This window comes from Pseudomonas sp. MWU12-3088, assembly GCF_023242405.1.
GTDB lineage: Bacteria > Pseudomonadota > Gammaproteobacteria > Pseudomonadales > Pseudomonadaceae > Aquipseudomonas > Aquipseudomonas kribbensis.
This window is the reverse complement of record NZ_JALJEA010000018.1, coordinates 1-15,351: the sequence shown is the minus strand read 5'-3', so window position 1 is coordinate 15,351 and position 15,351 is coordinate 1. Positions and strand designations below refer to the sequence as shown.

Annotated in this window: 11 protein-coding genes; 2 read left to right on the top strand and 9 right to left on the bottom strand. The window is 61.4% G+C overall.

Annotation, left to right across the window (positions count from 1 at the left end; genetic code table 11):
- Positions 1-114 precede the first annotated feature (114 nt).
- The 9 genes from M5B98_RS27730 to leuC form a co-directional block, all read right to left on the bottom strand.
- Positions 115-729: a phosphoribosylanthranilate isomerase gene (locus M5B98_RS27730; RefSeq protein WP_248744599.1), complete on the bottom strand. Its 615-nt coding sequence runs from the start codon at positions 727-729 to the stop codon at positions 115-117.
- A gap of 64 nt (positions 730-793) precedes the next feature.
- Entirely contained in the window at positions 794-1,618 is an 825-nt protein-coding gene (gene truA / locus M5B98_RS27725) for a tRNA pseudouridine(38-40) synthase TruA (protein ID WP_085712002.1), read from the bottom strand.
- Positions 1,619-1,769: 151 nt separating this feature from the next.
- Positions 1,770-4,427 carry a FimV/HubP family polar landmark protein gene (locus tag M5B98_RS27720; RefSeq protein WP_248744598.1) on the bottom strand — a complete coding sequence of 886 codons (2,658 nt, stop codon included), beginning with the start codon at positions 4,425-4,427 and terminating at the stop codon, positions 1,770-1,772.
- Positions 4,428-4,636: 209 nt separating this feature from the next.
- A complete protein-coding gene (locus M5B98_RS27715; protein WP_248744597.1) occupies positions 4,637-5,647 on the bottom strand; it encodes an aspartate-semialdehyde dehydrogenase in 1,011 nt (336 codons plus the stop codon).
- A gap of 112 nt (positions 5,648-5,759) precedes the next feature.
- Complete coding sequence (gene asd, locus M5B98_RS27710; RefSeq protein WP_011333354.1) at positions 5,760-6,872, bottom strand: aspartate-semialdehyde dehydrogenase; 1,113 nt, start codon at positions 6,870-6,872, stop codon at positions 5,760-5,762.
- Between the two features lie 66 nt (positions 6,873-6,938).
- Positions 6,939-8,021 (bottom strand): 3-isopropylmalate dehydrogenase, encoded by a 1,083-nt coding sequence (leuB, locus tag M5B98_RS27705; protein WP_248744596.1) that lies wholly within the window; start codon positions 8,019-8,021, stop codon positions 6,939-6,941.
- A 69-nt stretch (positions 8,022-8,090) separates the two neighbouring features.
- The gene (locus M5B98_RS27700; protein WP_115077206.1) at positions 8,091-8,858 is read right to left on the bottom strand and encodes a class I SAM-dependent methyltransferase; all 768 of its coding nucleotides are present in this window, start codon (positions 8,856-8,858) and stop codon (positions 8,091-8,093) included.
- Between the two features lie 36 nt (positions 8,859-8,894).
- The gene (leuD, locus tag M5B98_RS27695) at positions 8,895-9,539 is read right to left on the bottom strand and encodes a 3-isopropylmalate dehydratase small subunit (protein ID WP_064594825.1); all 645 of its coding nucleotides are present in this window, start codon (positions 9,537-9,539) and stop codon (positions 8,895-8,897) included.
- 12 nt (positions 9,540-9,551) lie between these two features.
- A complete protein-coding gene (gene leuC, locus M5B98_RS27690) occupies positions 9,552-10,970 on the bottom strand; it encodes a 3-isopropylmalate dehydratase large subunit (RefSeq protein WP_248744595.1) in 1,419 nt (472 codons plus the stop codon).
- A gap of 140 nt (positions 10,971-11,110) precedes the next feature.
- Between leuC and M5B98_RS27685 the strand changes: the two genes are divergently transcribed.
- Together M5B98_RS27685 and M5B98_RS27680 are read left to right on the top strand one after the other, a co-directional pair.
- Positions 11,111-12,001 (top strand): LysR family transcriptional regulator, encoded by an 891-nt coding sequence (locus M5B98_RS27685; RefSeq protein ID WP_085711996.1) that lies wholly within the window; start codon positions 11,111-11,113, stop codon positions 11,999-12,001.
- A 68-nt stretch (positions 12,002-12,069) separates the two neighbouring features.
- Positions 12,070-15,348, top strand: a complete 3,279-nt coding sequence (locus tag M5B98_RS27680; protein WP_248744594.1) for a PAS domain S-box protein — start codon at positions 12,070-12,072, stop codon at positions 15,346-15,348.
- Positions 15,349-15,351: the final 3 nt, after the last annotated feature.

The window sequence follows — 15,351 nt, the reverse complement described above, 5'->3', positions numbered from 1 at the left end:
TGGCGATGATCGATGGATTGCCGGGTCAGCGGAACTGACCTGCGTACAACCCGAAAAGACCCTCAGCCTCTTTTCTACAGAGCTGTGGACGGCGGCAGTCTGCCAGCCGTCACATCAACGTACGGCGTTGATGAACGCCCGAATCTTTGCGTGATCCTTGATGCCCTTGCTCACCTCTACCCCACCACTGACGTCCACGGCGTACGGTCGCACCCGGACAATGGCGTCAGCGACGTTCTCCGGGGTCAGACCGCCGGCCAGAATCAGCGGTTTGCTCAAACCCTGCGGAATCAATGACCAGTCGAATGCCTCGCCGGTTCCACCGGGCACGCCTTCAACGTAGGTGTCGAGCAGCACACCACTGGCGCTCGGGTAGGCATTGCAGGCGGCGGCGATGTCATCGCCCGCCTTGACCCGCAGGGCCTTGATATATGGCCGGTGCCAGCCTTCGCACTCGGCAGCGGTCTCATCGCCATGAAATTGCAGCAGATCCAGCGGCACGGCATCGAGGATTTCGCCAAGCTCGCAACGGCTGGCATTGACGAACAGCCCCACCGTGGTCACGAACGGCGGCAACGCGGCAATGATCGCCCGCGCCTGCTGCACTGTCACCGCACGTGGGCTTTTAGCGTAGAACACGAACCCGATGGCATCGGCCCCGGCCTCGACGGCTGCCAACGCATCTTCCATGCGGGTAATCCCGCAAATCTTGCTGCGAACGGCCGACATGTCGATAAAAACCTCAGGGCAAATCCGGGAAAGTCCCGGATGGTAACAAATGCATTCGAGGGCGTCAGCCGTCAAGTTCCGAGAAACCCGTAAGGAAATGTGGCCCGATGAAACGCTCGGGCAACGGGAACTCGTCGTGATACTCGACCTGCACCAGATACAGACCGAACGGATGCGCCGTGACCCCGCCGGAACGCCGCTCGCGGCTTTCCAGCACTTCTTTCATCCACTCCGGCGGCCGCTCGCCGGCACCGATCGTCATCAGCACCCCGGCGATATTGCGCACCATGTGGTGCAGGAAGGCATTGGCGCGAATGTCCAGCACGATCATCTTGCCGTGACGGGTCACGCGCAGATGATGCATCTGCTTGATCGGCGACTTGGCCTGACACTGACCAGCACGGAAGGCGCTGAAATCATGAGTACCAATGAGGTACTGAGCGGCTTCAGCCATGCGTTCGACGTCCAGCGGACGGTGATTCCAGGTGATTTCTTCATTGAGATGCGCCGGACGGATCTGATCGTTGTAGATCACGTAACGATAGCGCCGGGCAATAGCCTTGAACCGCGCATGGAAGTGCGCAGGCATGACCTTCGCCCAGCTGACACTGATGTCATGGGGCAGATTGATGTTGGCGCCCATGACCCAGGCTTTCAGCGAGCGGTCGACCTGGGTGTCGAAATGCACGACCTGCCCACAGGCATGCACGCCGGCATCGGTGCGCCCGGCGCATTGCAGCGAGATCGGCGAATTGGCGACCTTCGACAAGGCTTTTTCCAGGGTTTCCTGCACGGTGAGCACACCCGTGGACTGGCGCTGCCAGCCGCTGTAGCGCGAACCCTTGTACTCAACGCCCAGGGCGACGCGAAAAAAGCCTTCGGGGGCCATTTCGGCGGCCGGGTTATCTATGTTTGCCAAGTCGGTACAGCCTGCTGATCTACAAAGGCGGGCATTATAAGGCGGCGCACCGGGGATACCAGACCCAAGCAAAAACGGCAGCCTCGATGGGCTGCCGTTTTGTTTACTGCCGAACGCTGACTCAGGCCAGGTGCGAAAGCATTTCCTTCGCTTCGCTCTTCTGCTTGTCATCACCCTCGCTGAGCACTTCGTTGAGGATATCGCGTGCACCATCGTTGTCGCCCATGTCGATGTAGGCCTGGGCCAGATCGAGTTTGGTGGCGGCTTCGTCGGTACCGGCGAGGAAGTCGAAGTCCTCGTCATTCAGATCGCCGCCCAACGCTGCGTCGGTTTCGGTGAAGCTCGGCTCGTTGATGCTGCCCGACAGGCGATCCAGCTCGGCATTGACGTCGTCCAGCTCGGCGGCGAAGGCATCCGGTTCGGCCGGGGTCGCATCCATCTCGTCGGCCAGGGACAGATCGAAATCGGCTGGCAGCTCCAGATCATCCAGAGGGGCTTCAGCCACCACTGGCGGCTCGACCGGCGGCAGATCCTTCACGCTCTCGTCGAGATCCAGCAGGAAATCATCGTCAGCCAGCTCAACCGGCACAGGCGCAGGATCGGCACCGAGATCCAGGTCCAGATCGAAGTCAGACAGGTCGTCGAGGTTTTCCTTGATTTCGGTCTGCTGCTGCAGCACCGACTCGAAGCTCAGGTCGTCATCGGCCGGGAATTCGTCCAGCTCGACCGGCGCTTCAGGTTCGACAGCAGCCACAGGAGCGACAGGCTCCACCGGTTTGATGTTGTCGAGATCATCCAGGCTCAGGTCGAAAGCGCTGTCCAGATCGTCGTCCGCCTTGGCGGCAGGCGCTTCTGGCTCATCAAGCAGCAGTTCCTTGACGTAATCCTCGTCCAGCTCGGCCGCAATGGCCGCTGCCGCCAGACCGGCAGCCGCAACGACCGCCATGGCCGGGAAGCGTTTTTTCAACTCTTCGACCTTGGCGAAGTTGTCGCCATTGGCGACCAGTTGGCGTTCCTGGCCGACGAAGGCATCACGATCACCCTGGCGACCATAGACTTCCATCAGCTTCAGACGCAGATCACTGCGCTGCGGCTCCAGACTGACGCCTTCCTCCAGCAACGCTGCCGCCTGATTCAGACGACCGCCATCGATGTGCGACTGCGCCTTATCCAACACGTCATCGGAGCGTTCGGCTGCCGGGGCTACCAGCGGCGCGGCGATCGGCTCGGCCATCACCACAGGAGCTACCACAGGGGCAGGTGCCGGAGTTGGGGCCGGAGCCGGTGCAGGCGTGAGCTTGACGCTTGCTGCCGGCACTTCCAGGCCTTCGAAGCTGTCTTCCGGCAGATCGAGCTCTGGCGAGAACGACTGTTCTTCCAGAGCGCGAGCCATGCGCAGATGTTTCTCGGCTTCCTGTTGCGCCTTGCGGCGACGGGCCAGCAACAACAGCAGAAGCAGGAACACCACCGCGCCACCACCGACCAGACCCAGCAGGATCGGGTTGGTCAGCAGTTCGTTGAAGGTCTTGTCTTCGTCGGCAGCAGGCTTCGGCTCGACCACTGGCTCAACCGGTGCCGGAGCGGCGGCTTCGGGCGCAGGTGCGGCAGGTGCAGCCTCGGCCGGAGTCGCCGGTGGAGTCGCCGCCAGTTCCGCAGTAATGGCCGGAACCGGCGCAACGGCTGGCGCAGCCGCGTCAGCTGCCGGCGCCGGGGTTGCGCCCGGACCTTCAGCCTGCATTTTCGCCAGTTGATTGTTCTTCAGCTCGATCAGACGTTGCAGTTTGTCCAGCTGGCTTTGCAGATCAGCCATGCGGCTTTTCAGCTCTGCATTGTCACGACGGGTGGTGTCGAGGCTTTCCTGGGTGACCGCCAGTTTGTTGCTCAGGGCCTTGGCATCACCGGCCGGACCTTTGCCACGCCCCTTGGCACCTTCAGCGGAGACCAGGCTCAGATTGTCCTTGGCATTCTTCGCAGGACCGGTGTTGGCACGACCGCGATTGGTGGCGTCCAGTTGCTGCTGACCGGTGCCTGGCTTGGCCACGTAACGACGACCCTGACGCCAGGCCTCGTTTTGCGCAGCCACTTCGGCAATCGCCTTCGACTGCGGCAGCGCAGTGCTTTGCACCTGATCCGGCAGACGCAGCACCTGGCCGGTTTTCAGGCGGTTGATGTTGCCGTCGATGAATGCGTCAGGGTTCAGAGCCTGAATCGCCAGCATGGTCTGCTGGATCGAACCGCCAGTGCGCGCCTTGGCTGCGATTTCCCACAGGGTATCGCGCGGCGTGGTGGTGTGGCTCGGATGCGTGGCGCCGGTAGTTGGTGCGGTGATCGTCTGCGACGGCGCCGGTTGCGCAGCGGCATCGGCGGTCTGCGGCGAGAATTTCGATGGGTCCAGCAATACGCTGTAATCGCGCAGCAGGCGGCCGTTCGGCCACATCACCTGCACGAGGAATTTCACCATCGGTTCCGACAGCGGCTTGTTCGAGGTTACGCGCAGCACGCTTTTGCCGCTGGCGTTGAGCACCGGGGTGAAGGTCAGATCATTGAGGAAGGCCTGGCGATCGACGCCGGCCTTGGCGAAATCTTCGGGCGAGGCCAGGCTCGGCACCACTTCGGCAGCGGTGAGATCCTTGACATCGAGCAGCTCGATTTCCGCCACCAGCGGCTGGTTCAGGGTCGACTTCAGGGTCAGCTCCCCGAGCCCGAGGGCATGCGCCATACCGGAGGACAGCGCCGAGGCGGCCGCTATTGCTAACACCAGTTTGCGAACTTGAACCATAGCCTCTTCCTTTGTTTGAACGTTCCTCGGCCAGCGAGAAGATGTTGATTGTCGCTGCCGTAAGGCATTGCGCGCGACGACGACAGCATGCCGCGCGCGATCATTTCTTTGATGCCCCGGAAAGTCCCGGAGGGTATTACGTCATCAAGCGGTCTGGCCAAGCATAGCGCCCGGCTAGAATCAGTCGACAAATTGTTGCCAAGTATCTTTTACAGCAGGTCTTTTATCAACAACTCGGCCACTTGCACCGCGTTGAGCGCCGCGCCTTTGCGTACGTTATCTGACGTCAGCCACAGATTAAGTTCCGACGGCTCGTCGACACCGGCGCGAACCCGCCCGACATAGACCACGTCCTGCCCCACCGCGTCACCGACGGCGGTTGGATAATCGCCGGCCTCGACCAGCTCGATCCCCTCGGCATCTTCAAGCGCGGCATTGACCTTTTCCAGGTCGACCGCGCTCGCTGACTGCAAGGTCACGCTAAAGCTATCGCCAAAAAACACCGGGGCTTGAACGCAAGTTGCGGAAATCTTTAATGAAGGTTTGGCCAGTACCTGGCGCAGCTCGCGCACCAGACGTTTTTCCAGCAGCGTGTGGCCGTGCGCATCCGGCGTACCGACCTGAGCCAACAGGTTGAACGCCATCTGCCGATCGAAAAATGTCGGTTCCAGCGGACGCATGTTCAGCAGCTCCGTCGTCTGACGGGCCAGCTCGGCAACCGCCTCACGGCCCTGGGCAGAAACGGCCAGATTGGCGGTGACATGCACATATTGCAGATCGACCAGATCCAGCAACGGCGCCAGCACCACGGCCAGCGTGGCGGCCGACGGGCTCGGGCTGCTGACCTGGAACGGCAGTTTCAAACCGGCCAGTACATCGGCATTGGCTTCCGGCACCACTTGCGGCGCCTGATCCGCCGGCAAGGCGCCGGACAGATCGACCAGCGAGCAACCCGCTGCATGGGCGCGAGCGGCAAAACTCAGAGTGATCGCCGGGCCGGCGGCAAAGAACGCCAGTTTGACCTTGCTGAAATCGAACTCGTCGACTTCGCGCACGCGCACGTTCTTGTTGCGAAACAGCACCGAGCTGCCGGCGGATTCACTGCTGGCCAGCAGATGCAGGTTGCCGACCGGAAAGTCGCGCTCCTCGAGAATCTGCACAAGGGTTTCGCCGACAATACCGGTGGCGCCGATCACGGCAATATCAATGGGCTGGCTCATGGTGCGACCTCTGGTGGAACGGGGGGAGCGGCACTTTACCGGGTGGCTGCCAGACAGGCAAAAAAAACCCGCGCCTCTTGCAAGGCACGGGTTCGTTCATTGCTTCAAGCGATCAACGCTCCAGCAGGATCCGCAGCATGCGGCGCAGCGGTTCGGCCGCGCCCCACAGCAACTGGTCGCCGACGGTGAACGCGCCAACGAATTGCGAACCCATGTTCAGCTTGCGCAAACGACCGACCGGTACGTTCAGGGTGCCGGTGACTTTCGTCGGGCTCAGCTCCTGCATGCTGATTTCACGGTTGTTCGGCACCAGCTTGACCCAAGGGTTGTGCTGGCTGATCAGCCCTTCGATGTCAGCGATCGGCACGTCTTTGTTCAGCTTGATGGTCAGCGCCTGGCTGTGGCAGCGCATGGCGCCGATGCGCACGCAGATGCCGTCGACCGGGATCGGGCTCTTGAAGCGACCGAGGATCTTGTTGGTCTCGGCCTGGGCCTTCCACTCTTCGCGGCTCTGGCCGTTCGGCAGTTCCTTGTCGATCCACGGGATCAGGCTGCCGGCCAGCGGTACGCCGAAGTTTTCGGTCGGGTACGCGTCGCTGCGCATGGCTTCGGCCACACGACGGTCGATGTCGAGGATCGCGCTGGCAGGATCGGCCAGTTGATCGGCGACAGCGGCGTGGGTCGCGCCCATCTGCTTGATCAGTTCACGCATATTCTGCGCGCCGGCACCGGAGGCCGCCTGATAGGTCATGGCGCTCATCCACTCGACCAGACCGGCCTCGAACAGACCGCCCAGGCCCATCAGCATCAGGCTGACGGTGCAGTTGCCGCCGATGTAGTTCTTGGTGCCCGCATCGAGCTGCTGGTCGATGACCTTGCGGTTGACCGGGTCGAGGATGATGACGGCGTCGTCGTTCATTCGCAGGCTCGAGGCCGCGTCGATCCAGTAACCCTGCCAGCCGGCTTCGCGCAGCTTCGGGAACACTTCGCTGGTGTAGTCGCCGCCCTGGCAGGTCAGGATCACGTCGAGGGTCTTCAGCTCTTCAATGCTGTAAGCGTCCTTGAGCGGAGCAATGTCCTTGCCCACGGACGGGCCTTGGCCACCGACATTGGAAGTGGTGAAAAACACCGGCTCGATAAGATCGAAATCCTGCTCTTCCAGCATCCGCTGCATGAGCACGGAACCGACCATACCGCGCCAACCGATCAGACCTACACGTTTCATCGCAACTACACCTTCTTGAAAAGTGGGCCGCTGCTTTGTATTGAATTTCGCAGCGGGCCCGAGAGATTACAGATTCCGCAGCGCGGCGACTACTGCGTCACCCATTTCCTGCGTACCGACTTTAGTGCAACCGGTCGAAAAGATGTCGCCTGTGCGCAGGCCTTGATCCAGCACCACGCTGACCGCTTTCTCGATGGCATCCGCCGCTTCGTGCAGATTGAAGCTGTAACGCAGCATCATCGACACCGACAGAATGGTCGCCAGCGGGTTGGCGATGCCTTTGCCCGCGATGTCCGGCGCCGAACCGTGGCAAGGCTCGTACATGCCCTTGTTGTTGGCATCCAGCGAAGCCGACGGCAGCATGCCGATGGAACCGGTGAGCATCGACGCTTCGTCGGACAGGATGTCGCCGAACATGTTGTCGGTGACGATCACGTCGAACTGCTTCGGTGCGCGCACCAGTTGCATGGCAGCGTTGTCGACGTACATGTGGCTCAGTTCGACTTCAGGGTAATCCTTGGCCACCTGCTCGACCACTTCACGCCACAGCTGGCTGGACGCCAATACGTTGGCCTTGTCCACCGAGCACAGCTTCTTGCCACGAACCATGGCCATGTCGAAACCGACACGGGCGATGCGGCGGATCTCGCTTTCGCTGTACGGCAGCGTGTCGTAGGACTGACGTTCGCCGTTTTCCAGGGTGCGAGTACCACGCGGCGCGCCGAAATAGATGCCACCGGTCAGCTCACGGACGATCAGGATGTCCAGGCCGGAAACGATTTCCGGCTTCAGGCTCGAGGCATCAGCCAGTTGCGGATACAGGATCGCCGGACGCAGGTTGCCGAACAGGCCCAGTTGCGCACGGATTTTCAGCAGGCCGCGCTCAGGGCGGATGTCACGCTCGATGGCGTCCCATTTCGGGCCGCCCACGGCGCCCAGCAGCACGGCGTCGGCAGCGCGGGCGCGGTCCAGGGTTTCATCGGCCAGCGGCACGCCGTGCTTGTCGATGGCCGCGCCACCGATCACGTCATGGCTCAGCTCGAAGCCCAGGCTGTACTTGTCGTTGGCCAGCTCCAGCACCTTGACCGCTTCGGCCATGATTTCCGGACCAATACCGTCGCCTGGGAGAATCAGAATCTGCTTGCTCATGCTTTCCTCGTGTCTTCAGTCGGTGCGCCAGCGACTGGCGCGCCCGGAAAAATGCTTGTCGTTCTAAAGTTATTTCTCGGCCCAGAGCACCAGTACATCTGTACTGAACGAACCATCGGCCTCAATCTCAAAATATTCGCGCACTTCATTGCCCATCGATTGCTGCAACTGGCGGATCGCGGCGCGCATCACCTCGGGCGTGCGCATGCGCTCGACCCAGCTGTTGTACTCCAGACGCAGGCGCTGACGCGTGGTGCTGCGGGTGTGCAAACCGGCCTCGCTGACCTGGCGCAGCCACTCACCGGCAGAATAATCGCGCACATGGCTGGTGTCGCGCAGAACTTCGACGCTCTGCAAATAGGTGTCGAACAGCGGACTACCCGGCGACAACACATCAATGAACGCCGCCACGCCACCCGGTTTCAGCACCCGACGCACTTCGCGCAGGGCCACGCCGAGGTCGCTCCAATGGTGCGCCGAGTAACGGCTGAACACGAAGTCGAACTCGCCATCGGCGAACGGCAGGCGCTCGGCCGCACCGTTGACCGTGGAAACGTTGCTCAAACCACGATCAACCGCAGCGGCGGCCACCACGTCGAGCATTTGCTGCGACAGGTCGTAGGCCACCACTTCCTTCACCAGCGGGGCGACGTGAAAACTCACGTGCCCGGCGCCGCAACCCAGGTCCAGCACCCGAGCCTCGCCCTGCCCCGCCAGCTCAGCCTGCAGCAGCGCAAATTCAGTGCCTTGAGCGTGAACGGCGCTGCTCAGGTAGGCGGCGGCCTGTTCACCGAATTGCTTCTGTACAACCTGACTGTGCTGGGCGGTGCTGGTCATGGGGACTTCCTTTTTTGGGGTTTCAACCTTTCAAATTCACGCGTCGCGGAACAACCACGGCTGGCTCGCACGATGTTTGGCTTCGAACGCCGCAATCGCGTCGCCGTCCTGCAAGGTCAGGCCGATGTCGTCCAGACCGTTGAGCAGGCAGTGCTTGCGGAACGCGTCGATCTCGAAGCGGTACACCTTGCCGTTCGGGCTGGTCACGGTCTGCTCGTGCAGATCGATCTGCAACTGATAGCCCGGCTCTGCCTCGACCTGCTTGAACAGCTCGTCGACTTCGGCATCGCTCAAGATGATCGGCAACAAGCCGTTCTTGAAGCTGTTGTTGAAGAAGATGTCGGCGTAGCTCGGCGCAATGATGCTGCGAAAACCGTATTCTTCCAGCGCCCACGGCGCGTGCTCACGGCTGGAGCCGCAACCGAAGTTTTCGCGGGCCAGCAACACGCTGGCGCCTTGATAACGCTCGGCGTTGAGCACGAATTCCTTGTTCAGCGGGCGCTTGGAGTTGTCCTGATACGGTTGGCCGACATCCAGATAACGCCACTCATCGAACAGGTTCGGGCCGAAACCGGTGCGTTTGATCGACTTCAGAAACTGCTTCGGGATGATCTGGTCGGTGTCGACGTTGGCACGATCCAGAGGCGCGACAAGACCAGTGTGCTGGGTAAAAGCTTTCATGCTGCGCTCCTTTTAGATCAATTCACGAACGTCGATGAAACGACCGTTCACCGCCGCCGCAGCGGCCATGGCCGGGCTGACGAGGTGGGTACGGCCACCGGCGCCCTGACGGCCTTCGAAGTTACGGTTGGACGTCGAGGCGCAATGCTCGCCGGACTCCAAACGGTCCGGGTTCATCGCCAGGCACATCGAGCAACCTGGCTCGCGCCATTCGAAACCGGCTTCGAGGAAGATCTTGTCCAGACCTTCGGCCTCGGCCTGCGCCTTCACCAGACCCGAACCTGGCACCACGATGGCCTGCTTGATGGTCGATGCGACCTTGCGGCCCTTGGCGATCACCGCCGCAGCGCGCAAGTCTTCGATGCGCGAGTTGGTGCAGGAACCGATGAATACGCGGTCGAGTTGAATGTCGGTGATCGCCTGATTGGCGGTCAGACCCATGTATTTCAAGGCGCGGACGATCGAGTCGCGCTTGACCAGATCCATCTCCTTGGCCGGGTCCGGCACGTTCTGATCAACGGCCAACACCATTTCCGGGGAAGTGCCCCAGCTGACTTGCGGCTTGATCTGCGCAGCGTCGAGTTCAACCACAGTGTCGAAATGCGCGTCGGCGTCGGACACCAGGTCTTTCCAGGATTCGACCGCCAGATCCCACTCGACGCCTTTCGGTGCAAACGGACGACCCTTGACGTAATCCACAGTCTTCTGGTCCGCCGCCACCAGGCCCACACGGGCGCCGGCTTCGATGGACATGTTGCAGATGGTCATGCGGCCTTCGATGGACAGATCGCGAATCGCGCTGCCGGCGAATTCGATGGCATGGCCGTTACCACCGGCGGTGCCGATCTTGCCGATCACGGCGAGAACGATGTCCTTGGCGGTCACGCCGAACGGCAACTGGCCTTCGACGCGCACCAGCATGTTCTTCATTTTCTTGGCGACCAGGCACTGGGTGGCGAGCACGTGCTCGACCTCGGAGGTGCCGATACCGTGGGCCAATGCGCCGAATGCGCCGTGGGTCGAGGTGTGCGAGTCGCCGCAAACCACGGTCATGCCCGGCAAGGTTGCGCCCTGCTCCGGGCTGATGACGTGGACGATGCCCTGACGGACGTCGTTCATCTTGAATTCGACAATGCCGTATTCGTCGCAGTTGTCGTCGAGGGTCTGAACCTGCAAACGCGAGACCTGGTCGGCAATGGCGCTGATGCCGCCCTTGCGCTCCGGGGTGGTCGGTACGTTGTGGTCCGGGGTCGCGATGTTGGCATCGATGCGCCATGGCTTGCGCCCGGCCAGACGCAGGCCTTCGAAGGCTTGCGGCGAGGTCACTTCGTGGATGATGTGACGATCGATATAGATCAGCGCCGAACCATCGTCGCGCTGCTTGACCAAATGCGAATCCCAGAGCTTGTCGTAGAGCGTTTTGCCGGCCATCAGACGTTTCCTCATCAGCTTGTTTCTATGCCCTGGGCTTATCAATAACCCTTTGGCTTGTGAGGCCGATCCTATGGGGTTAGATTGAATAACTCAAATTCATATTTTTTATGCTTTGGATAACCAACTGGAATACAAACATGGATCTGGCCAACCTCAATGCTTTTATCGCGATCGCCGAGTCCGGGAGCTTCTCCGGCGCCGGTGAACGCCTGCATCTGACGCAACCGGCGATCAGCAAACGCATCGCCGGGCTGGAGCAGCAACTGAATGTGCGGCTGTTCGACCGGCTGGGCCGTGAAGTGGGACTGACCGAGGCCGGCCGGGCTTTGCTGCCACGGGCCTATCAGATTCTTAACGTGCTCGATGACACCCGCCGCGCCCTGACCAACCTCACCGGCGAAGTCACCGGTCGTCTGACTCTGGCCACCAGTCACCACATCGGCCTGCACCGTTTGCCGCCCCTGTTGAGGGAATACACCCGCCGCTACCCACAGGTGGCACTGGATATTCAGTTCCTCGATTCGGAAGTGGCCTACGAGGAAATTCTCCATGGCCGCGCAGAACTGGCAGTCATCACCCTCGCACCGGAGCCGCACACACTGGTCAAAGCCACGCCGGTCTGGGATGACCCGCTGGATTTCGTAGTCGCCCCGGAACACACATTGATCAGCAACGGCGCTGTCACATTGGCGGACATTGCCGGCCATCCGGCGGTTTTCCCCGGCGGCAACACCTTTACCCACCATATTGTCCAACGCCTGTTCGAGGCTCAGGGCCTGACGCCGAACATCGCCATGAGCACTAACTATCTGGAAACCATCAAGATGATGGTCTCGATCGGCCTGGCCTGGAGCGTCTTGCCGCGTACCATGCTCGATGAACAGGTGGCGCGCATACCTTTGCCGGGCATACAGCTCAGTCGCCAGCTAGGCTATATCCTGCACACCGAACGGACGCTGTCGAATGCTGCACGGGCGTTTATGGCCCTGCTGGACGCGCAAATCGATCTGCCAGGGACTCTCGGCTGACTTGTGCTACTCCTATAGAGCTGCCGTCCCTGTGCCTAACGCCCAAATCAGCTCAAGGCCCCTTAACAATGCCGAAATCTGTTGACCGTATTCCGCCGATGCCGCGTATTCAGGCCATTGATCCACGGCGTTCCGAACAGAGCTGGGAGAGCGCGCCGCAATTGCTCGCGGCGCTCAACGGCGCCCGCCTCGGCGCCTGGTATTGGGACATCGAGCGCGGGCAGATCAGTTGGTCCCGGGGCACCCAGGCCCTGTTCGGCTTCGATCCACGGCAGCCGTTGCCCGAAGACCTGGAATACCTCGACCTGTTGCCGCCGGAAGACCGGGCGAAAACCATTCGCGCCTTCCACGCGGTGATTGCGGGCGCGCCGCTGGAACAGGCGATGCATCACCGCATTCGCTGGCCCGACGGCAGCCTGCACTGGCTGGAAATCAATGGCAGTCTGCTGCCGGACAAGCATGGTCGCCCCCGAATGATCGGGGTGATCCGTGAAATCACCCACCAGCGGCAACGGGAACAGGCCCTCAGCAGTTCGGAGAAACGTTTCGCCACACTGTTTCACCTGTGCCCGAACATGGTGTTGCTGACCCGCCAGGAAGACGGCCTGATCAGCGAGGCCAACCAGTATTTCGAGAGCCTGTTCGGCTGGCCGGTGCAGAGCGCCATCGGGCGCACCACCCTGGAGCTGGGCCTGTGGGTGCATCCCGAACAACGGGCTGAGCTGGTCAAGAAAACCAAGGCCAAGGGCGAGCTGATCAGCATGGAAGTGCAGTTCCGCGCGAGTAACGGTCAGGTTCACGACGGGATTCTCAGTGCGCAAAAGGTCGAACTCGAAGGCCAGCCGTACCTGTTAAGCACGTTTCTCGACACCACCGAACGCAAAGCCGCCGAACACGCCCTCAAGGACAGCCAGGAACGCCTCGATCTGGCGCTGGACTCGGCACAGCTCGGCACCTGGGACTGGCACATTCCCAGCGGCATGCTTTACGGCTCGGCCCGGGCCGCTCAATTGCACGGGCTGGAGCCGATTCCGTTCCACGAATCTTTTGACGAGTTCTTCGAAGGTGTACCCGGCGAGGAGCGCGACAGTATGCGCGACGCCTACCGCAGCCTGCGCGAGGGCCCGGCGGGCAATTATCAGCTGACGTACCGCGTGCAACTGCCGGACGGCAGCTCGCGCTATCTGGAAAGCCGCGCCCGCCTCTATCGCGACGAAAACGGCGCGCCGCTGCGCATGGCCGGCACCTTGCTCGATATCACCGATCAAGTCGAACGCGAACAGCGCCTCGTGGCTTCCGAAGAGAAATTCGCCACCTTGTTCCAGGTCAGCCCCGATCCGATCTGCGTAACCCGCCAGGAAACCGGGGAGTTCATCGAGATCAACTCCAGTTTCACCCAGACTTTCGGCTGGAGCGCCACCGATGTCATCGGCCATACCGCTGAAGAAATCGGCCTGTGGGATGCGTCGGCGAAAAGCCTGCAGCGCATCGAACGGGTGATCCGCGAACAGGGCCTGAGCAATGTCGCGATCATCGTCCAGCACAAGGACGGCCAATCGCTGACCTGCGTGATTTCCAGCCGCCAGATCAGCGTCGGCAACCAGCCGTGCATCGTCACCACTCTGCGTGACATCACCCAGCAACAACGCTCGGAAGCAGCGCTCAAGGCCAGTGAAGAGAAGTTCGCCAAGGCGTTTCACTCGAGCCCCGACGCGATCACCATCACCGAACGCGACACCGGGCGCTATCTGGAGGTCAACGACGGTTTCTGTCGCCTGACTGGTTACCGCGCCGACGAAGTGGTGGGCAAAACCGTGTATCAGGTCGGCATCTGGGCCGAGGAGAAACAACGCTCGGGGTTGCTCGCCGAGCTACAGATCAAGGGCCGTGTGCATCATCAGGAAATGCTCGGGCGTAACAAACGCGGTGAATTGCTGACGGTGGAAGTTTCGGTCGAGCCGATCACCCTCAACGAAATCGCCTGCCTGCTGATGACCGCCCGGGACGTCAGCCTGCTGAAGAACGCCGAAGCGCAGATCCGCCATCTGGCCTATCACGATCCGCTGACCAACCTGCCCAACCGCGCATTGCTGATGGATCGCCTGAGCCAGCAGATCGCCCTGCTCAAGCGCCACAATTTGCGCGGCGCGCTGCTGTTTCTCGATCTGGATCACTTCAAGCACATCAACGACTCGCTCGGCCATCCGGTCGGTGACACGGTGCTGAAAATCATCACCGCGCGCCTCGAAGCCAGTGTGCGTATGGAAGACACGGTGGCGCGGCTTGGTGGCGATGAATTTGTGGTGTTGCTCAGCGGGCTGGAAGGCACGCGCAACGAGGTCAGCGTTCAGGTGCGTGAGTTGGCGGACACCATCCGCGAATTGCTTTCGGAGCCGATGTTCCTCGACGGCCAGCGCCTGCAAGTGACGCCGAGCATCGGCGTGGCGCTGATTCCCGATCATGGCTCGACCCCGACCGACTTGCTCAAACGCGCGGACATCGCGCTGTACCGCGCCAAGGACTCCGGGCGCAACACCACGCAGATGTATCACAACACCATGCAGAAAGCGGCCAGCGAACGGCTGCGCATGGAGACTGACTTGCGTCTGGCGTTGTCCCGTGGCGAATTCAACGTGCATTTCCAGCCGCAAGTAGACGCCCGGGACAACCGCATCATCGGCGCCGAAGCGCTGGTGCGCTGGAATCACCCGGAACTCGGCGCGCAATCGCCCACCGAGTTCATCAAGGTCCTGGAAGACAGCGGGCTGATCCTCGAAGTCGGCACCTGGATCCTCGATGAAGCCTGCGATGCCTTCAAGCAATTGATTGCCGACGGCCTGATCGATCCGCTGGCGTTCAGCCTGTGCGTGAACATCAGCCCCCGGCAGTTCCGCCAGAACGACTTCGTCGAACGTATCGAACACAGCATGACCAGCCATGGCCTGCCCTGCTCGCTGCTGAAACTGGAAATCACCGAAGGCATCGTGATCCAGAACCTGGAAGACACCATCAGCAAGATGCGCCGCCTGAAAAAACTCGGCGTGAGCTTCGCCATGGACGATTTCGGCACCGGTTATTCATCGCTGACTTACCTCAAGCGCCTGCCGGTGGACACCCTGAAGATCGATCAGTCCTTCATCCGCGACGCCACCAGCGACCCCAACGACGCCGAGATCATCCGCGCCATCGTCGCCATGGCCCGCAGCCTGGAACTGGAAGTGATCGCCGAAGGCGTGGAAACCCCCGAGCAACTGGCGTTCCTGCAAGGGCTGGGCTGCCATTTGTATCAGGGGTATCTGCACAGTCGGCCGGTGGCGCTGGAGGTGTTGAAAGGCTTGCTGGATTGACAG